Annotated in this window: 15 protein-coding genes; 3 read left to right on the forward strand and 12 right to left on the reverse strand. The window is 71.8% G+C overall.

All coding sequences use genetic code 11. The annotated features are described in order from the left end of the window. Positions 1 to 4 precede the first annotated feature (4 nt). From AC6LJ5_RS14125 to AC6LJ5_RS14145, 5 genes are all read right to left on the reverse strand, one after another. Positions 5 to 3,670 carry a two-partner secretion domain-containing protein gene (locus AC6LJ5_RS14125; RefSeq protein ID WP_498140784.1) on the reverse strand — a complete coding sequence of 1,222 codons (3,666 nt, stop codon included), beginning with the start codon at positions 3,668 to 3,670 and terminating at the stop codon, positions 5 to 7. 209 nt (positions 3,671 to 3,879) lie between these two features. Beyond that, positions 3,880 to 4,830: a FecR family protein gene (locus AC6LJ5_RS14130; protein WP_498140785.1), complete on the reverse strand. Its 951-nt coding sequence runs from the start codon at positions 4,828 to 4,830 to the stop codon at positions 3,880 to 3,882. Positions 4,831 to 4,832: 2 nt separating this feature from the next. After that, positions 4,833 to 5,327, reverse strand: coding sequence for an RNA polymerase sigma factor (locus tag AC6LJ5_RS14135; RefSeq protein WP_498140786.1), 495 nt, complete (start codon positions 5,325 to 5,327; stop codon positions 4,833 to 4,835). Between the two features lie 46 nt (positions 5,328 to 5,373). Beyond that, the gene (locus AC6LJ5_RS14140) at positions 5,374 to 6,021 is read right to left on the reverse strand and encodes an STN domain-containing protein (RefSeq protein WP_498140787.1); all 648 of its coding nucleotides are present in this window, start codon (positions 6,019 to 6,021) and stop codon (positions 5,374 to 5,376) included. A 169-nt stretch (positions 6,022 to 6,190) separates the two neighbouring features. Then, a complete protein-coding gene (locus AC6LJ5_RS14145; protein ID WP_392409302.1) occupies positions 6,191 to 7,594 on the reverse strand; it encodes a hypothetical protein in 1,404 nt (467 codons plus the stop codon). Between the two features lie 181 nt (positions 7,595 to 7,775). On the opposite strand from AC6LJ5_RS14145, the gene AC6LJ5_RS14150 reads away from it, so the two are divergent. Together AC6LJ5_RS14150 and AC6LJ5_RS14155 are read left to right on the forward strand one after the other, a co-directional pair. Beyond that, the gene (locus tag AC6LJ5_RS14150) at positions 7,776 to 8,252 is read left to right on the forward strand and encodes a DUF2946 family protein (RefSeq protein WP_498140788.1); all 477 of its coding nucleotides are present in this window, start codon (positions 7,776 to 7,778) and stop codon (positions 8,250 to 8,252) included. Positions 8,253 to 8,387: 135 nt separating this feature from the next. After that, positions 8,388 to 10,445, forward strand: coding sequence for a TonB-dependent copper receptor (locus AC6LJ5_RS14155; RefSeq protein WP_498140789.1), 2,058 nt, complete (start codon positions 8,388 to 8,390; stop codon positions 10,443 to 10,445). 196 nt (positions 10,446 to 10,641) lie between these two features. Here the strand turns inward: AC6LJ5_RS14155 and AC6LJ5_RS14160 are convergent, their stop codons facing one another. The 6 genes from AC6LJ5_RS14160 to AC6LJ5_RS14185 form a co-directional block, all read right to left on the reverse strand. Beyond that, positions 10,642 to 12,171 (reverse strand): hypothetical protein, encoded by a 1,530-nt coding sequence (locus AC6LJ5_RS14160; protein WP_498140790.1) that lies wholly within the window; start codon positions 12,169 to 12,171, stop codon positions 10,642 to 10,644. 108 nt (positions 12,172 to 12,279) lie between these two features. Beyond that, on the reverse strand, positions 12,280 to 13,128 hold the full coding sequence (locus AC6LJ5_RS14165; RefSeq protein ID WP_199770854.1) for an ABC transporter permease: 849 nt from the start codon (positions 13,126 to 13,128) through the stop codon (positions 12,280 to 12,282). Then, the gene (locus AC6LJ5_RS14170) at positions 13,125 to 14,315 is read right to left on the reverse strand and encodes an ABC transporter substrate-binding protein (RefSeq protein ID WP_498140791.1); all 1,191 of its coding nucleotides are present in this window, start codon (positions 14,313 to 14,315) and stop codon (positions 13,125 to 13,127) included. Before AC6LJ5_RS14170 ends, AC6LJ5_RS14165 begins: the two co-directional genes overlap by 4 nt. 34 nt (positions 14,316 to 14,349) lie before the next feature. Beyond that, complete coding sequence (locus AC6LJ5_RS14175) at positions 14,350 to 15,165, reverse strand: ABC transporter ATP-binding protein (protein ID WP_233772423.1); 816 nt, start codon at positions 15,163 to 15,165, stop codon at positions 14,350 to 14,352. Next, positions 15,162 to 16,292 carry an acyl-CoA dehydrogenase family protein gene (locus tag AC6LJ5_RS14180; protein ID WP_103274284.1) on the reverse strand — a complete coding sequence of 377 codons (1,131 nt, stop codon included), beginning with the start codon at positions 16,290 to 16,292 and terminating at the stop codon, positions 15,162 to 15,164. Before AC6LJ5_RS14180 ends, AC6LJ5_RS14175 begins: the two co-directional genes overlap by 4 nt. Continuing rightward, on the reverse strand, positions 16,289 to 16,846 hold the full coding sequence (locus tag AC6LJ5_RS14185; protein WP_103274283.1) for a carboxymuconolactone decarboxylase family protein: 558 nt from the start codon (positions 16,844 to 16,846) through the stop codon (positions 16,289 to 16,291). Before AC6LJ5_RS14185 ends, AC6LJ5_RS14180 begins: the two co-directional genes overlap by 4 nt. A 198-nt stretch (positions 16,847 to 17,044) precedes the next feature. Here AC6LJ5_RS14185 and AC6LJ5_RS14190 point away from each other — a divergent pair, with 198 nt between their 5' ends. Next, positions 17,045 to 17,953, forward strand: a complete 909-nt coding sequence (locus AC6LJ5_RS14190) for a cupin domain-containing protein (RefSeq protein ID WP_498140792.1) — start codon at positions 17,045 to 17,047, stop codon at positions 17,951 to 17,953. A 24-nt stretch (positions 17,954 to 17,977) separates the two neighbouring features. On the opposite strand, the gene AC6LJ5_RS14195 is transcribed toward AC6LJ5_RS14190, so the two are convergent. Continuing rightward, positions 17,978 to 18,735: alpha/beta fold hydrolase (locus tag AC6LJ5_RS14195; RefSeq protein ID WP_498140793.1), on the reverse strand; the 758-nt coding region annotated here is incomplete at its 5' end.

Consider the following 18,735-nt stretch of genomic DNA (forward strand, 5'->3'; position numbering starts at 1 on the left):
GACTTCAGCACGATCTGGCCGCCGTCGCCGGCCAGGTCCAGCGTCCCCAGGCGGCTGCCGCGTGGCGCGTCGATGGCCAGGCGCGAGCCCGAGGCGTCCAGCACGGCGCCCGGGCGCACCACGATGGCGATATCACGGGCGCTCTCGGCGATGCCGGTCGCGTCCCAGTCCAGCGCGCCGCCCAGCAGGATGCTGCCGCCCGCCTGCGCCTGGCCGTAGCGGCGGCCGTCGATGTCCACGCCGCCGGCGCGCGCAGCGCGCCGTCCACGGTGATACGGCTGTTGCCGCCGCCCAGCAGGCGGATCGTGCGGCCCGGATCGACCGACACCAGCGCGCCCGCGCCGATATCGATGTCCGCGCCACCCTCGATGCGCTGCGAGCGCAGCGTCAGGTCCGCGCCGGCGCGCTGCGTCAGCGCGCCCTTGAGCGGGTTCTCCTGGTATACCGGCGCCAGCAGCAGCGCCGGCGCCGGCCGCTGGCCCGTGGCCTCGTTGCCCGGCTCGTATCGGTACACCGGCATCGCCACGTCCAGCGTCGCGCCCTCGGCCACCCGCAGGCCGTCACGGCCGTTGATGTCGTATTTCGCGAAGCCCGCGCCCAGCAGCGACGGATCGAGCAGCAAGGGCTGGGGCTGTTGCGCGCCGACCTGCGTATGGGTCTGCCTGTAGGCCAGCGCATCGGCCGCGCCGATCACCACCTTCCCATCCGTCTCCAGCGTCAGCGTGCCGCCGCCGGCCATGCCATGGCCGCGCAGCTGCCCCGCCAGCGCCAGCGCGCCCGTGGCGCCCTCCACTTCCGGCGCGCCCGCCCGCAGCGTGACGTCGCCGCCCTTGCCCGCGCGCGTCTCGCCCCTGTGCAGCACCGCACCGCCCGAAGACACATCGATCAGCGAGCCCGCCGCCACCGCGATGCCATGCGGCGAGTCCAGCGTCACGCGGCCGCCGTCGAGCCGGCCCAGCCACGGCGAGGCCACGCCCTTGCCTTGCAGGTCCGCCCAGCGGCCGCTCACGTCCAGCGCCGCGCCCTCGCGTAGCACGATGGCCGGCGCCTCGCCCGCCTTGGACAGCGCGCGCGCCTTGACGCTCGCGTCTGGCGACACGAAGGTGTTGCTCAGCGTGATGGCCCCGCCCCGCGCCGTGATGCCAGCCTGTGCATCGATCCGGCCCGCCGTCAGCGCCGCGTGTCCGCCGTCGGCCAGCGCCACCACCTGGGCCACCGTCAGCGCGCCGCCGGTCGCCAGATCCAGTACGCCCAGGCCCATGTCGGACAGCCGCGCGCTGTCCAGCCACACGGTGCCGACGCGCTCGGCCGCCAGCGCGTCGCCCGCCGCCATCGCCAAGGTGATATCGGCGTAGCGGCCGAGCCTGACGTCGGTATTGAAGACGTTGACCCGGCCCAGCGCGCCGTAGTTGCCCAGCGCCAGCCCGCCGGCGCGCGCCACCGCCAACTGGCTCTGGCCGTAGCCGTCGGTCCCGGCCGCCCGCGCCTGCGTCTGGCGCGCGCCGTCATACACCGTGGCGACGATCTCGCTTTCCACCACGGCGGTGGGCGCCGACAGCACCAGCCGACCCGCGTCCCGGCCCACCGTGTAGCCGGCCTCGCGCCGCGTGCTTGGCGCCAGCACCGGGTTCAGGAAACGCCGCGTGGCCTTCTCGCCCCAGCGGCCGTGCAGGTCCTCGTAGCCCCGGTACAGGCCGGCGTAGACCCGGTCCGCCGGCGCGCTGGAGGCTTCGTACAAACGTCCGTCCGCGCCGCGCAGCCAGCTCAGGTTGATCACGCCCTCGGCCACGTCCAGCGTGCCGCCGGCCAGGTTCATCCGCGAGCCCGCCTGCGCCACCACTTCCTTGCCGCCCAGCGTCACCGTGCCGCCCTGCGCCGCCCATTCCCCGATGCCGTGGCCCAGGTTGGCCAGGTAGCCGCCCACCTCCAGCAGGCCGCCGGCCGTGTACCAGCGCTCGCCCTCGTAGCCGCCCACGCCCGCCGCCACCGGGATCAGGCTGCGCCGGTCCACCCACAGTTCGCCGTTGAACAGCTTGGCCGCGTCGCGGTTGTTGGGCGCGTCGCGCAGCTCGTTGCCCTGCACGTTGATCTTGACGCTGTTGGACGCCATCGCGATCCGCACGCCCACCGCGCCGGCCACGTCCAGCTCGGCGCCCTGCGCCACGAAGCCGCGCCGCGCCGCCGTGGCCGCGATCTGCCCGCCCGTGGCCAGCGCCAGCGAGCCGCCCTGGAACTGGATGTCGCCGCCGCTGACGATCTCGATGCGCGACTGGTCGCGCCGGTCCGACAGGCGTGACAGGTTGTCGAACGCGCCCGGCGCCTGGCGGTGGCGCAGCAGGTCCTGCTCGGCCGACTCCTTGATCAGCGCGTTGCGCTGGCTATCCAGCGCCGTGCTGCCGTCGTCATCGATCAGCACCGCCGTGACCGATTCCGGCGCCAGCACGATGCTGCCCTTGGCGTCGGAGGCCGAATTCAGCAGGTGGATGGTGCCGCGCGTGCGCGTGGTGGTCGTGGCCAGCGCCACGCCTTCCTGGCGCACCTGGCGTCCGGCCAGCGTCACGTCGCCCTCGGCCGCCACGATCAGGCCGGTGTTGCGTACCAGACCGCCATCCTGGTTCGCCGCCAGGCGCGGCGCGATCTCGTTGCCCCGCGTGGTCGACAGGGTGTTCTCGCTGGTGCCCACGCCGCGCCGGATGATGAAGCTGTCGCCGGCGGCAAGCTGCGCCTGCCCGCGCGGCGCGCTGATCGCGCCGGCGTTGTGCACCTCGCCGCCCAGCAGCAGCACATAGCCGCCGCCCTGCGTGACGCTGCCCGGCGCGTGCGTATCGATGCGCGCGCCCGGCCTGACCTCGACCTTGCCCAGCGCGTCGGTGAAGCTGGGTTCCGAGCCTTGCGCGCCATACAGCCCGCGCTCGCGGAACTGCTCGTCGCTGATCCTGCCAGCGGCGGCCACCAGGTTGCGCACGTTGACCTGGCTGGCGCCGTCGAACACCACGCCATTGCGGTTGACGATCAGCACCGTGCCCGGCGCCTTGATCTGCCCCTGGATCTGGCTGGGACGGCCGGCCGGGTCGTTGACCCGGTTCAGCACCGCCCACTCGGCCTGCTGGCGGAAGTCCACCGTGGTGTCGCGGCCGACGTTGAATGTCTGCCAGTTAAGAATGGCGCGGTCGGCGGTCTGGTTGATGGTGACGGTGCTGCGGCCGTTCTCGGTGCTGGACTTGGGCGCCTCGGCATGGGTCCAACCACGCGTGAGCGCCTGCGTGTCGATCTGCAACCCGCCGGCGACCAGCCCGTCCGGCACGGCCGGGGCGGCATTGCCCGCGGCCTGGCGCGCGGCGGCCTGCGCCGCCTGCTGCGCGGCGATGGCCGCCGCCGTGCGGTTCAGGTTGCCGAGCGACTGCTGCAATTGCTGGCGCGACTGCGTCTGCTGCCGCGCCGCCGTCGGAATGCCCGCCACGCTGCCGTCGGGCAACCGGCCGCTGGCCTGCGTCTGCGCCTGCGCCGCGCCCTTGGCGGCGAACCAGCCGGGGCTGAAGGCGGCCGGCGCGGCCTGGACGCCGCCGGCCGCCAGCATCAGCGCTAGCGCCTGCGCCAGCGGCGCCAGCGGCACGGCCGCTTGCCTGACGCCCGCATTCAAAGTAATCCTGCCTTGCCCGCGCTTGCTCATCGCCACCCATCTCCAAAGAACGCCGCATGCGGATCTCGCCCGCGCATGCCGCGATTGCGAGCGCCGGCGTCCCATGCCAGCGCCCTCCTTGTCTACCTAGACGGATCGACGCGGGAAAAGCAGACGGTTTTTTTGTGGTCGGACCACATTGAGAAAGATGCGCCCCTTGCGGATGGCAGGCTCTCGCCAGCGGGCGCGGCGCGGGCGAATCAACCCAGCAGCAGCACGCCGCCGGGCAAGGCGGTGGCGTCGAGCTGGAAGTTCTCGCGAATCTGCGCGATGGCCGTGTCCAGCCGCGCCAGCTCCACCCGCACGCTGACGGGCCTGGCGGCCAGCGATTGCGCCATCAGGATGACGCGGCCGGAGCGATAGCGGTTGATCTCGTCCAGCACCTGGGCCAAGGGCGCCTGCCGGAAGCGCAGGAAACCCTCGCGCCAGGCCGGCAGATCGTCGGCATCCAGCGTGCGCGCGGGCTGCAGGCCCGCCGCGTCATAGACCAGCCGCTGCGCCGCCGCCAAAGTCGCGCCGCCGCTCGCCAGCGCCACCTCGACCGCGCCGGACAGGCAGGTCACGCAGACGCTGCCGTCGGTGTGCCGAAGCTCGAAGACCGCGTCCCGCGCCATGATGCGGCCGTCGGCCGCGCTGACGGTGAACGGACTGCTCGCGCCGGCCAGCGAGATCGCGGCCTCGCCGCTGATCAGCTCGACGCCGGCGCCGCGCAGCGCGACGCTGGTGCGCGTGTTCAGATCCAGCACGGCGGTCCCCGGCAGTACGATCCGACGCTGCTCGCCCTTGGCGGTGCGATAGTCGGCGCCCAATTCGCGCCAGGACGGCCACAGGCCGAATGGCGGCGCGACCACGGCCACGCCCGCCGCCGTCGCGGCGCACGCCAGGCCCGCGCCAAGAAAGGCGCGACGCGCCGGACGCGACAGACGCCGCTCGCGGCCGCGCGCCTCGCTCAGCGCCGCCGCCGGCGCCATGGCCTGCCACAACCGATGCGCCTCGGCGAAGGCCGCGCCATGCCTGGGGTCAGCCTGGCACCACTGGCGCAAGGCATCGGCCTGCGCCGCCGTCATCTGCCGCAGCGCGACGCGCTGCACCCACTCCCGCGCGATGCGATCGATCTCCGAGCCCGGCCGGGCGCCAAACAGGTCGCGCATGCTCAACGCCCCATCCGCGCCGCGCAGAAATCGTGCGCGGCCTTCAGTTCGCGGCTGACCACGCGCGGCGAAATGCCGAAATGCCGGGCCGCGTCCTGCAGGGGCATCTCGTGCACGCGCACGGCGATCAGGATCTCGCGCCGCCGCGCGGGCATGGCGTCGATCACGCCGGACAGAGCCTCCAGCTCGGCCCGGCCCATCGCCTGGCGCGCCGGGCCGGGATTCTGGTCCACCAGTTCGTCGACCAGCAGATCCAGCTCCGCGCCACTCAAATGGCGATGCTCCGAACGGATACGATCCACGGCGGCGTTCGACGCCATCCGCATCACATAGGCCAGCGGCGTCTTCACCGCCTGCGCCTGCGTCCCGTCGGGCTGCGACTGTTCAAGGCGCAGCCAGGTATCGTGCAGCGCCTCGCCCGCCAGATCGGCCGAGCCGAGCCGGTGCGTGAGGCGGCGCTTGAGGTCGTCATAGCGCTGCACGATCAGGTCGCGCAACGCGGAGAATCCTGGAGCGCTCATTCGCGCTCCGTAGCGGAGCAAGCTAGGGCGCGCTGGCGCAGTCCGCCGGCTTGCGACTCTCGCGCGGCAACACCAGCACCACGTAGGCCTTGCCCGGATCGCCGGACGGCTCGCCCACCGGCAAGCCCTGCAAGGCCGCGCGTATCGCCGCGTCGCGCGCCGCGCTGCCCGTGGAATCCAGCAGGCGCACCGAGCCGATCTGCCCTTGCCGGTCGACCCGCAGCGCCAGCGCCGCGCGGTAGACGCCCGGCGCGCTGGCCGGCTGCCGGCACAGGGCGTCCAGCACGCGCTGCTGCAGCTGCGCCTCGAAGGCCCGGCGATGCCGCGCCTGCGCCGACACCGCGCCGCCGGATGGCGCGCTGGGCGTGGACCGCAGCACGAAAGCCTTGTCGCCGACCGCCTGCGCGATCAGGCCCGTGCCCTCCAGCAACAGACGCAGCGCCGCGTCCGGCGCATAACGCCCACGCAACGCCGACGACCGGCGTCCAGCGGCCAGGTCCGATCCATACAGCACCGAAATGCCCGTCGCGGTGTCGAAGGCTTCCAGCGCCGCGCGCAGATCCTGGGCGGGAATGTCGAACCCCTGCCGCGCATCCGAGGGCGCGACGGCCCGTGCCGCCGACGACGCCGCCAACGCGCCAGTCAGCGCCAACGGCAAGGCCAGCGCCATCGCCCGCGATATCCTCAACGCGCCGGACATAACCAGACCGCGACCCAAGCATGCCGTTCCTTGTCGACCTTGCCCGAAGCAAGGCGGAATTGAAAACTGGCGCATGGTAGGTCGAGCAGATGACCCCGGCGTGACAGCGAACGCGGACAGCCGATAGAGGCCGTCACACTCAATCCAGCGGATAGCGCAGGATCGCCGTCCGGCCCTCGCGCAGCGCGAGCGTCAGCACGCCCTCGCCGGCTTCGTCAAGGCCGAGCAATCCCTCTTCCTGGCCGGGCGACAGCTGGAACGGCCGCCAGTTGCGACCCTGGTCACGGGTATGGAAATAGGCGCAGGTGCCGCCCTCGGGCGAGAACAGCAGCTCGGCGCAGGCCAGCACCATCCAGCCCTCGCGCCCGAACCAGGCCCGGCCGATACGGCTGGGCGTGCCCCGCAGCAGGGGCGCGGCGGCCACGCCATGCCATTCCCGGGACGCCGGGTCCAGCTGATAGATCTGGCCGCCCGACGCCTGGCGCAGCGCGCCGCCGGCGTCAGCACGGGATGCGCCTGACGCGTCCTGGAACGGCGCCGGCGCCGCCGCCTGCTGGATGCGGAAGGCCGGAGGCGCTCCGTCCTGGAAGGCGATCTCGAAACGGCGCGTCTCGATGAGCTGCGGCGCTTGCGCGCCGGTCTGCACGCGCACGCGCCAGCTCCAGCCGACGGCCTGCGTTTCGCCCAGCGAATACAGCGACCAGCGATATTCCAGCCGGTCCGCCTGCCCCAGTCCACGCGTCCTTTCGGCCTGCGCGTCGAAGGCCTTGCCGTAGGCGCCGGCATCCGGCCACACCTGTTCCATGATGGTCGCCGCCTGCCAGCGCCGGGCGCCATCCTCGGTATAGAGCAGCCGCTCTCCGCCGTCGCGCGATTCCAGCGCCACCGCCCGCGTCTCGCTGAGGAACAGCGCGCGCCGTTCGGGCGCGCCCAGCGCGACCTGGGCATCGTAGGACCAGCGCAGCCCCTGGTCCTCGGAACGAAAGACCCCGCCGGCGGCCTGGGGCTGATCCGAGCCGGACCGATGCAGCGCCTCGGTCACCAGGAACAACGTGCGGCCTTGCGGCGTGCTGACCAGCCCGGCGCCGGCGTCGGCGGCGATCGAGGCGCGCAGCGTGAAGACCCCGGTGCCATCGCCGCTGTAGACCAGGCTGCGCGCCCCGCTGGCCGCGAAGGCGGACACGGCCGGATCCGGCGCATCGGCCTGGGCCTGCCCGCCGTCGACCGCGCCTGTCTGCGCCATCGCGGCGCGCTGCCCGCGCGCGAGCGCCTGCAAACCCGGCTCATCGGCGTCCAGCACCTGCGCGCGCGCCAGTCCGGCCGGATCCCAGCTCGCCTTGCTCATCGTGCCGACCAGCAGCTGGCGCTCGCCGTAGCGGTACAGGTCGGCGCGCGCATGCGCCGCCAGCGGCGGGCCGTCCAGCTCGCCGATCACTTCGCTGCGCGTCAGCGCCGGCCCTTGCGGCAGCAGCTGATAGCCGCCATAGGCCAGCACGGCGGCGGCCGCGATGGCGGCCGCGCCGGCCAGCAATCTGATGTTCATTGCGCGTGGGATCCCCGTCTGTATGCGGCGGGACGTCCGGCAGGCCGGACGCCCCGCGCGTTTGCGTGACTATAGCGCGCGGCGCGCCGGCGCGCGTGCGCCATGACGCAGCGCAAGCGCGGCCTGCGCGGCTGCGCCGCCCACGCGCGTCTCAGAGCGTGTATCAGATAGAATGCGACGCATGTCCAATCCGCCGTCACGCCTCGCCACGGGATCGCACGCACGCTTCCTGCTGTGCCTGCTCGCCTTGGCGACCGTGCTGCGCGCACTGGTGCCGGTCGGCTACATGCCGGACGCCGCCGCGCTGCGCCAGGGCCGCCTGCAAATCAGCTTCTGCTCGGCCGCCGGCGGTCCGCCCAGCGTGATGACGGCGCTGATGGACGCGCGCGCGCCATCCCCGGCCATGTCCGACATGTCCGCGATGTCCGATCCGCGCGACGGCGGACACGCCGGCCAGGCCGATGACACCGCCCAGGAATGCCCGTTCTGGATGGTGGCGCACCAGACCCTGGACCTGCCGCCGCTGCCCTATCTGCCGGCCTTGCCCGCCGCCGCCGTGGCCTCGGTCGCGCCGCCGGTGCCGCTGTCCCTGCCGCCGCTGCCCGCGGCCGGCCCGCCGCTGGGGCCGCGCGCCCCGCCTGTCCCGTCCCTGGCCTGATCGCACGATCCGCGCGCGCCCGCGCGCTTTTCCGGCCGCCGTACCCTCCGCCTGCCTTTCGCCGCCTTGCGCCGCATTCACGGTCCACGACGCCGCGCGCGGCCGTCCGACATGCAAAGACAGAGACGCACCGTCATGCAGAACCCGAGTTTCGAATTTCCCCGCGCCCTGGCGCTGGCCACGGCCCTGGCCGCCATCTTCCCCGCCGCCCGCGCCCAGCAGGCGCCCGCCTTCGACATGGATCCGGTGGTCATCACCGCCGTCGCGCCCGATTCGCCGCTGACCTTCAGCACCAATCCCAAGACGCCGCGCCAGCCGCTGCCGGCCAGCGACGGCACCGACTACCTGAAGACCATTCCCGGCTTCTCGGCCATCCGCAATGGCGGCACCAACGGCGATCCGGTGCTGCGCGGCATGTTCGGTTCGCGCCTGAACATCCTGACCAACGGCAGCGCCATGCCCGGCGCCTGCCCGGCGCGCATGGACGCGCCCAGCTCCTACATTTCGCCCGAGACCTTCGACCAGCTCACCGTCATCAAGGGACCGCAGACCGTGCTGTGGGGTCCCGGCGCCTCGGCCGGCACCGTGCGCTTCGACCGCGACACGCCGCGCTTCACCGAGGCCGGCGTGCGCTTCGACGGCAGCCTGACTGGCGGCTCGTTCGGCCGCAATGACCAGACCGCCGACTTCACCGCCGGCAACGAAAGCGTCTACGTGCGCGTCACCGGCAACCACTCGCACTCGCAGGACTACAAGGACGGCAACGGCCTGCGCGTGCCCTCGCGCTGGGACAAGTGGAACACCGACCTGGCCCTGGGCTTCACGCCGGACGCCGACACGCTGTTCGAGCTGACCGCCGGCACCGGCGACGGCGAGGCGCGTTACGCCGGCCGGGGCATGGACGGCTCGAAGTTCAAGCGCGAGAGCTTCGGGCTGCGCTTCGAGAAGCGCAACCTCGGCGCCACGCTGGAAAAGATCGAGGCCCAGCTCTACTACAACTACGCCGACCATGTGATGGACAACTACACGCTGCGCCGGCCCGATCCGAACGGTCCCATGCCGATGGCCATGGCCGCCGACGTGGACCGCGCCACCTGGGGCGGCCGCGTCGCCGCCACGCTCAAGCTGGCCGATGCGCTGTCCATGACCGGCGGTCTGGACTTCCAGCAGAGCCGCCACCGTGGCCGCAGCGGCACCGACACGAACTCGTATCGCAACCAGTCGTGGGAAAAGGACGCCGAATTCAGCAACGTCGGCCTGTTCTCGGAACTGACCTGGCACGCCTCCGAACGTGGCCGCCTGATCGGCGGCGCGCGCGTGGACCGGGCTTCGGCCAAGGACTTCCGTCCCACATCAGGCCACATGATGATGATGCCCAATCCCACCGCCGGCCAGCGCCGCGACAGCACGCTGCCCAGCGGCTTCCTGCGCTACGAGCAGGACCTGGAGAACCTGCCGGCCACCTGGTATGTGGGCCTGGGCCATGTGCAGCGCTTCCCCGACTATTGGGAGCTGTTCTCGCCCGGCAGGGGTCCGGCCGGCTCGGTCAACGCCTTCGACGCGATCAAGCCCGAAAAGACCACGCAGCTGGATGTGGGCATGCAGTACCGCGGCGACAAGGTCGACGCCTGGGTGTCCGGCTATGCCGGCTACGTGCGGGACTTCATCCTGTTCGACTACCGCCCGGGCGGCATGATGGGACCGACCTCGCAGGCTTCGAACGTGAACGCGCGCATCGCCGGCGGCGAGCTGGGCGCGTCGTGGAAGGTCGCGCCGTCGTGGACCCTGGGCGCCACCCTGGCCTATGCCTGGGGCGAGAACCGCAGCGACGGCCGCGCCCTGCCCCAGATCCCGCCGCTGGAAGCCAAGCTCAGCGCCGCTTACGACGACGGCGTCTGGTCCGCCGGCGCGCTCTGGCGCCTGGTCGCGCCGCAGAAGCGCTACGCGCTCAACAGCGGCAACGTGGTCGGCCAGGACTTCGGCCCCAGCGCGGGCTTCGGCGTGTTCTCGCTGAACGCGGGCTATGCCATCAGCAAGCAGGTCAAGCTGTCGCTGGGCGTGGACAACCTGTTCGACAAGGCCTATGCCGAGCACCTGAACCTGGCCGGCGACGCCGGCTTCGGCTTCCCCGGCCACTCGCGGGTCAATGAACCCGGCCGCAGCGTGTGGGCGCGGGTCAGCGTCAAGTACTGAGACGCCGGCGCGCGCTCCCCTTTCGTCGCCTGAACGGGCATATTCCCGCAACGACGAAAACCCTGGTTGATCCGGCCTCACCGGACAGAGCGGTCCTTCCTGCCGAGGACCGCTCCGTTCCGGAAGCGCAAGCCTGCCCCGGATTGAGCGGCCATACAGGAGTGCCGCCCCGTGAACGACATGGAAGAATGATCGCCTATCCCGCCACGGACCCGGAACACGTCACCCTGTACACCTGCCAGTCAATCAGGCTGTACAGCACATGCAGCCTGAAGCCGGGAAGATTCCACAGGAAGTAGCCGGTGTCCTCGGCCACGCCGTGCGCGTCCGGATCCCTGCCGACGCGCGGGATGATGTCCTCGAGCCGGGTGGAGAACGCCAGGCCGAAGGGCAGCGGCCCCGGGTATCCCGCGCTGTCCATGTCGCCGGCCCGGTTCACGCGATAGCCGGCAAGAACGGTCGTGCCCACGTCCGCGCCATCGCGGAAATACAGGCTCAGACCGTGGGACTTCAGGTAGCGAAAGACCTCATCGCCGCGCCCGGCCTCGTCCCGTGCGTCCTGGTTCCACGCCAGCGGCGCCAGGGCCGCCTGCAGTTTGGCGTCATCCACGGCCAGGCCGATGGCCGCATTCAACTTTTCCAGGTCGGGCGCGTTCCGGGATGCTTCCGATGAAGCGGCGCCGATCATCTCCAGATCGTAGCGATTCGGCCTGCGCACATGCACGATGGCGACGCGGCCGGCGTCCGCCGTGTAGCTGATGTTCAGATGCCAGTCCTTGTCGACCCAGAGTTCCGCCGGCAGTCCATGCAGCACGCGGCGGGCGATCGGGGCGGAGAGCTTTTCCCGAACCTGCGCCGGTCCGTCGGCGAAGCGCAAGCCGAAAGGAAGCTCGCCCTGGAATCCGGCGCGGCCGGAAACGCCCGGGCCGTAGAAGGCCGCCTGCTTGAGGACGAAGCCCTGCCCCGCAGCTTCGGCGGAAAACAGCCGGCCGTGGCTTTCCCGGCTTTCGTAGATCAACGCGACGCCGTGCCGCTCGTTCTCGTCGATCTCGCTCAGGCGCGCCTCGCGCAGCGTCTCGTCCGACGCGGCGCCATGGCCGTCAACGCCAGGGGCCGCATGCGGACGGTCGTGGATGCCATGCTGGTCCAGCCAGGCGCCAAAGGCGGCGTCGTCCGGCGATGCGCCCAGGAAGGACAGCAGTTCCGGGGCGGACAGCGGCTGCGCGGCCGCGCCCGGCGTTTCAGCGGCAGCGGCCTGAAGCTCGATGTTGAATTTCCTGGCGCTATGGACGTTGGGCCGGGTGAACCTGAATGTGTCGATCTTCCGCCCCTTCCCGCCATAGAACACGATGATCAGGAAGTCATCCCGGCGGTAGGTCTGGACCTCTGCCTTCGGGTCTTCGTCCAGGGCCCTACCCAGCGCCGCGTCCACCTGCTGCCGGTCCATGGCCAGCGACAGGCCGAAGGGCAGCTCCCCCAGGTATCCCTGGTGCACGTCGAAGGACTCCAGCGTGAACCCTCCGTCGCCCACGGGCTCCCGGACATTCCTGCCCATGTAGGACTCGGTGGGATCGAATTCCAGCGACACCAGCTTGTCCTGGGTGCGCACCCGGGTGGTCGAGTCGCCCTTGGGCATCTTCTTCATGCCCAGGCCCAGCATGCAATCCTGCAACGCGGCGCTTGCCGAGGTGTGGCCGATGAGCTGGACAAGCGTGCTGATGGTCATGGGTTCATGCCTGAAATGGGAATGCGCCGCCGGAGCGCCGCGCGGGATGGGGCCATAGCGTACAGGCTATGGCCCGAATAGCGAAACGCGCCCCGTCGCGGCCTGCCCCTAACGGCTCCAGCGCCGATACAGCGCCCGCGCCGCCGCGTCCAGCAGGAAGCCCAGCAGGCCGATCAACAGCACCATCGCCATCAACTCGGGATAGGCCAGCCGGTCGCGCGTATCCAGGATGAAATAGCCCATGCCGGCCGACACGCCCAGCATCTCGCAGGGCACCAGCACGATCCACAGGATGCCGATGGCCAGCCGCAGGCCGGTCAGGATATGGCCCAGCACGCCCGGCAGGATCACGTGGCGCAGCGTTTCCCAGCGGGTCGCGGCCACGCTCTGCGCCAGCAGCAGCCAGCGCGGATCCAGGTGATGCACGCCGGCGGCGGTGTTGAGCACGATGGGCCAGACGGCGGCGAAGGCCAGCAGGAAGTACACCGGATCATCGCCCACGCCGAAGGCCATCACGGCGATCGGCATCCAGGACAGCGGCGAGATCATGCGCAGGAACTGCATGGCGGGCGACAGCGCCGCCTCCAGCCGCCGGAAGCTGCCGATGGCCAGCCCCAGCGGCACGCCCACGGCCAGCGCCAGCCCCAGGCCCACCGCGATGCGGCGCAGGCTGACCAGGATATGGGCGGGCAGGTCCGGGCCGGTCAACAGCATGGCCAGCGCGCTCAAGGTCGGACCGGGCGCGAAACGCCGCGCCATCGCGCCTTCGGCCGGCAGCACGGCGGTGCACAGCCACCAGGCCAGCGCCACGACCGCCAGCCCCAGCACGCCCAGGCCGGCGCGGCTCGCCAGTCCCGGCGGCCGGGTGCTGGCACGGGCGCGCGCGGCAGGCGCCACGGCGCCCGACCCCGAGGCGGCCGGGGCCGCGCCCGCCGCCGTGGACGGCGTCCCGCTCACGCCTGCACCTGCTCGCTGCGGACGTAGCTCTCGGGAAAGCCGAAGCGCCCCAATCCGCCGGCGGCCTCGATGGCGCGCCTGACGTAGCGGTCGTCGACCAGCTCGGCGGCCGCGCGCGCCGGATCCAGCGTCGCCAGGAAGCCCCGGTCGGCCTCGATCAGCGTGTCGCGCAGCCGCCGCACCAGTTCCTCGGTGTAGCTCGGGAAGGGATAGGGCTGGAAGTCGATGCGTCGCTCGTCCCAGTCGCCATGGCGGATCGCGCCGCTGGCCAGGTAGCGCTCGCGGTCCTCGGGCGGCGGCGCCAGCACCTTGCTCAGGGCCGGCAGGCCGTGCGGCGTGTAGCGGTTGATGCCTTCCTTGGACAGCAGCCTGGCGGTTTCCTCGCGGTTGTCGCGGATCCAGAGCTGGGCCTGGACGATGGCGTCCACCACTTTCTGCGACCACTGCGGCCGCTGCTCCAGGTCGCGCTCGTGCATGAACACCACGCAGCAGGCGTGGTTGCGCCAGACGTCGCCGGTGAAGCGCAGCACCTTGCCCACGCCCAGCGTCTCGGCCGCCGCATTGAAGGGCTCGGCCACGATGTAGCCGGCGATGCGCTTCTGCGCCAGCGCCGGCGGCATGTCGGCCGGCGCCATCACGATCAGGTTGACCTCGCCCGCCGCCGGCGCGCCGTCCTTGCGCGACACCGGCGTCAGGCCGTTCTCGCGCAGCAGGTATTGCAGCACCACGTTATGGATGGAATACCAGAACGGGATCGCCACGGTCTTGCCGCCCAGGTCCTTGACGCTGTTGATCTCCGGCGTCACCGTCAGGCCCGAGCCGCCGACGTGGTTCCAGGCCACCACCTTGGCCGGCACCTGACTGCCGAAGCGCGCCCAGACGGTCATGGGCGACAGCAGGTGCACCACGTTGACCTGTCCCGAGATGAAGGCCTCGATCACCTGCGCCCAGCTGCGCAGCAGCGTGGGCTTCTCGGCCTTGACGCCGGCCTTGTCGAACAGGCCGTTGTTGTGCGCCACCAGCAGCGGCGCGGCGTCGGTGATCGGCAGATAGCCGATGCGCACCGGCGCGTCGGGCTCGGCCTGGGCGCGCGCATTGAAGGCGGACAGCAACGACGCCGCCCCGCCCGCGCTCAGCAGCGCCGTCAGTTTCAACCAGTCGCGACGCGACATGTGTTCCAGGCACATTCCTAGGCTCCTTGTGTCTTGCTCTGATGAGGGGTCAAACAGGTACCGCCGGTTCGGACGCCGCGCGTCCGGCCCGCAGCGCGCCGCGCAGGCGGGACAGTATTTCCAGGCGCAGCGCGCCCATTTCGGGCAGCAGGTCGGCGCGCGGCTGCGGCAGGTCCACGGCCCATTCGCCCAGCACGCCGCCGGGCGCGCCGCCCAGCAGCACGATGCGGTCGGCCAGCAGCAGCGCCTCGTCGATATCGTGGGTGATCAGCAGCGCGGCGGCGCCGACGTCGGCCACCACCTTGCGCAGCAGCGTCTGCATTTCGGCGCGCGTGACCTCGTCCAGCGCCCCGAACGGCTCGTCCAGCAGCAGCACCGCCGGCTGGCGGGCCAGGCAGCGCGCCAGCGCTGTGCGCTGCGCCATGCCGCCGGACAGCTGGGCCGGCCGCAGCTGGCGGGCGTGCGACAGGCCGACTTCCTCGATGGCCAGGTCCACGCGCCGCGCGCGCTCGCGCGCATCCAGCGCCGGCTGATGCTTGAAGTCCAGGCCGAAGGCCACGTTGCGTTCCAGCGTCAGCCAGGGCAAGAGGCCCGGATCCTGAAACGCCACGGCCACGCGCGGATGCACGCCGGCCAGCCGCTGGCCTTCCATGTCGAGCGCGCCGGCGCTGGGCGCCTGCAGCCCGGCCAGCACGCGCAGCAGGCTGGACTTGCCGGCCCCGCTGGCGCCCAGCACGGCCAGCACCTCGCCGCGCGCCAGGTCCAGGTTCACGTCCTGGAACACGGCGGCGTCGGCGCCCGGATAGCGCAGCGTCAAGCCGCGCGCGCGCAGCACCGGCACGCGGCCGCTCATGTCGCCACTCATGCCGCCGCCTCGGCGGCCAGCCGGGCGCGGCGCTTGGCCAGCTCGGTCTTCAGCTGCACCAGGCTGGGCGTGACGATGGGCAGGAAGGCGGCCTCGCGCCAGCGCCGCGCGAAGCCATCGCCGGCCGGCTTCAGGTAGGCCGCGCCGCCGCTGGCCTGCAGCTCCAGCTGCACCGCCTGCTGCGCCGCCTCGGCCAGCGCGATGCGGACCTCGAACAGCAGCCAGGGCTCGGCCACGTAGCGGCCCTCGCGCACGCCGGCGATGAGCTGGTCCGACAGGTATTCGACCTGGGCCTGCAACTGCGCCAGCGGCTCGGCCAGGATGCCGCGCGCGCCCTGCCCCTGCCCCGCCGTCGCGGCCTGGCGCAGCGCGCGCCGGGCCAGGCCGATGGACAGGCCGCATTGCAGCCCGGCGAAGGCCGGCCGCGCCTGCGGCAGGTACTGGCGGGCATCGGCGTGGATCAGCCAGCGCGGGCTGATGCGCACGCCCTTCACTTCCAGCGCCGCCGTGTTGCTCGATTGCAGGCCCAGCAGGCGCAGGTCGGCGCTGCGCGTCAGGCCGGCGATGCCCTGCGGCAGCGCCACCACGGCCGGCGTGCCGTCCGGCGCGGTCACGGCCGCCGCCACCAGGAAGCCGTCCGGGCGCAGATTGGTGACCCAGGGCATGCGGCCGTCCAGCACCCAGTCGTCGCCGTCCTGGCGCGCCGAGATCTGCAGCGACTCGATGCCGCTGAGGAATTTCATGGCGTTGGACAGCGCCGTGGCGCCGGCCAGCTCGCCGCGCAGCAGCGGGCCGGTCCAGTCGCGCGCCAGCGCCTGGTTCGGACTGTGCAGCAGGTATTCGATGAAGACGCGCTGGCCCCAGGCCACGAAGGCCGCCGCCACGGAATGCTCGGCCAGCTGCGACACCGCCTCGATGGCGTCGCCGGCATCGCTGCCTTCCAGGCCGCCCTGGCTGGCGGGCACGCCCAGCCGGAACACGCCGGCCTCGGCCAGCCTGGGCAGGACCGAGGCGGGATCCTCGGCGCCTTCGTCCAGCGCCTGGGCATGCGCGTCCAGCCAGTCGCGCAGCTCGGCCGGCAGCCAGGAACGGGCGCCGGTATCGGTAAGCGCCTGCGTCGCCGTCATTGCTTGGGGCTCCAGGCGTAGTCGGCCAGTTGCGTGTTGAGCGGCGTCTGCGCCAGGTTGTTGCCGAAATTGCAGATGGTGGCCAGGCCCACGCCGACGATCACTTCCAGCGCGTTGCCGTCGGTGTAGCCGGCCTCGCGCAGCGCCTGCAGCTCGGCGTCGCTGACGCGGCCGCGCGTGTTGATGACGGCCTCGGTGAAGGCGGCCAGCGCCTGCAGCCGCGCGTCGGGCAGCGTGCCCTGGGCGCGCAGCGCCTCGACCACCTCGGGCGAGAGCTTGGCCTTGTTGCGGGCCAGCGCCGTATGGCCGGCCACGCAGAAGGTGCAACCGTGGCGCGTGCCGGCCACCAGTTGCACCACTTCGCGCTCCTGCAGCGTCAGCCCGGCGCGGGCGTTGATCTGCGACAGCGTCTGGTAGGCCTCCAGGGCCGCCGGCGCATTGGCCAGCACGCCCAGCAGGTTCGACAGGTAGCCGGCGCCCTGTTCGGCGGCGCTCAGGGCGGGACGGACGGCTTCGGGCGCGCTTTGCGCGGTATGGATGGTCAGACGGGCCATGGGGATCTCCAGGTGCGGATGGCAAAACCGTATTGTGCGTATGCCCGGCGGCGGGCGACAATGCCCGCTGATCGCAACTTGATGCTCGAACTTATCGACTTTCAGCTATGCGCTTATAACCCGGGCGCATGGCGCATCATCCTCTCAAACTGCTATTGCGCCGCGACCATATCAGATGGTCCGGCGGTCCACAACGCCTTGTCCCAACCCGCCCACGACCGATCCGCCGCCGACGCGCTACTGCTGTCCAGCCTGGACGTGCGCTCCAGCCTCTATCACCTGGGCCAGTATTGCGGCGCCTGGAACGCCAGCACCAGCGGCCGCGCGCGCGCCAGCTTCCACCTGATCCTGCACGGCGATTGCCGCGTGGACCTGGCAACCGAAAGCCTGGCGCTGGCCGCCGGCGACGGCATCTTCTTCCTGCGCGACCTGCCGCACACGCTGATGCCCGCCGGCGCCCCGCCCGCCACCCCGTCCCGGGGCATGCAGCCGCTGGAACCGCGCCAGCCCGATGGCACCGGCCTGGCCTGCGGCTTCTTCGAATTCCGTTCCGGGCTGGACGGCCTGCTGGCCGACGCCCTGCCCGATTATCTGCTATTGCGCGCCAGCGACGCGCGCTATGCCGCCGCGCGCGGCGTGTTCCAGCTGATCCTGGACGAGACCGCCGATCCGGCCGCCTCGCCGCTGGTGCTGGAACGGCTGACGGACCTGCTCATCTTCTTCATGCTGCGCCATCTGGCGGCGCGCGATCCGCAAGCGCACGGCCTGCTGGTGCTGGCGCGCGACCCGGCCATGGCCGGGCTGCTGCAGGCCATCCTGGCCGAGCCGGCGCTGCCCTGGAGCCTGCAGGACATGGCCGACCGGCTGCACATGTCCAAGGCCACCTTCCACCGCCGTTTCACGCTGCACAGCGGCACCACGCCCGCCCAGCTGCTGCAGGCACTGCGCATGCGCGCCGCCCGCAGGCTGCTGGAACAAGGCGCGGGCATCCAGGAAGCCGCCGAGCGCGTGGGCTACCAGTCGCAGGCGGCCTTCAGCCGCGCCTTCCAGCGCGCCGAGGGCATGGCGCCCTCGGCCTGCCGCAAGCGCCAGGCCGGCGCCGTCTGAGCGGACGGGCCGGCCCTTCCCGCCTCAGGACAGGCCCAGCAGCAGGGCCGAGAACTGATCCGGATGCGTGATGTGCGCCTCGTGCGGCGCGGCCAGGTCCACCCAGTTCCAGCCCGGCTGCGACTTGACCAGCTTGCGCGACGCTTCCAGCACGCCCAGCTCGGGCTGGGTGCAATGGATGTAGGTGCGCGGCCGGCCGTTGCCGATCGGATGCTTGAGCGTGAGCGGCGTGGTGTAGCTGGCCAGCGGATGCGCGGTCAGGCGGCGCTTGACCCAGGCGTGGTCGGCGCTGCCTTCCTTGAAACCCCAGGCCGCGGGAATCGGATCCGGGATCGGCACCGCCAGCCCGTCGGTGGCCTTGGAGGCCGCCGCGATGCGCGCGTCGGCGTCGGCCTGCGGATAGACCGAGAACGCGTTCTGGCCGCTTTGCAGCACGATCGCGTCGAAGTACACCAGGTGCGCCAGTCGTTCCGGGATCCGGTCGGCCACGCCCGTGATCGGGATGCCGCCGAAGCTGTGGCCCACCAGGATCACGTCGTTCAGCTCCTCGGTCTGGATGACCTGCACCAGGTCCTCGACGAAGGTATCGATGGTGATGCTGCGGGACAGCAGGTGGGCGCGGTCGCCCATGCCGGTATAGCTGGGCGCGTACACCCGGTGGCCTGCCGCCGCCAGGCGCTCGGCCACCGGCCGCCAGCACCAGCCGCCATGCCAGGAGCCATGCGCCAGCACATAGGTCTTGCCGCCGGCGTCCTTGCCGGCGGCGCCCTGCCTGCCGGGCG

The organism is Achromobacter sp. 1011791174, assembly GCF_059760925.1.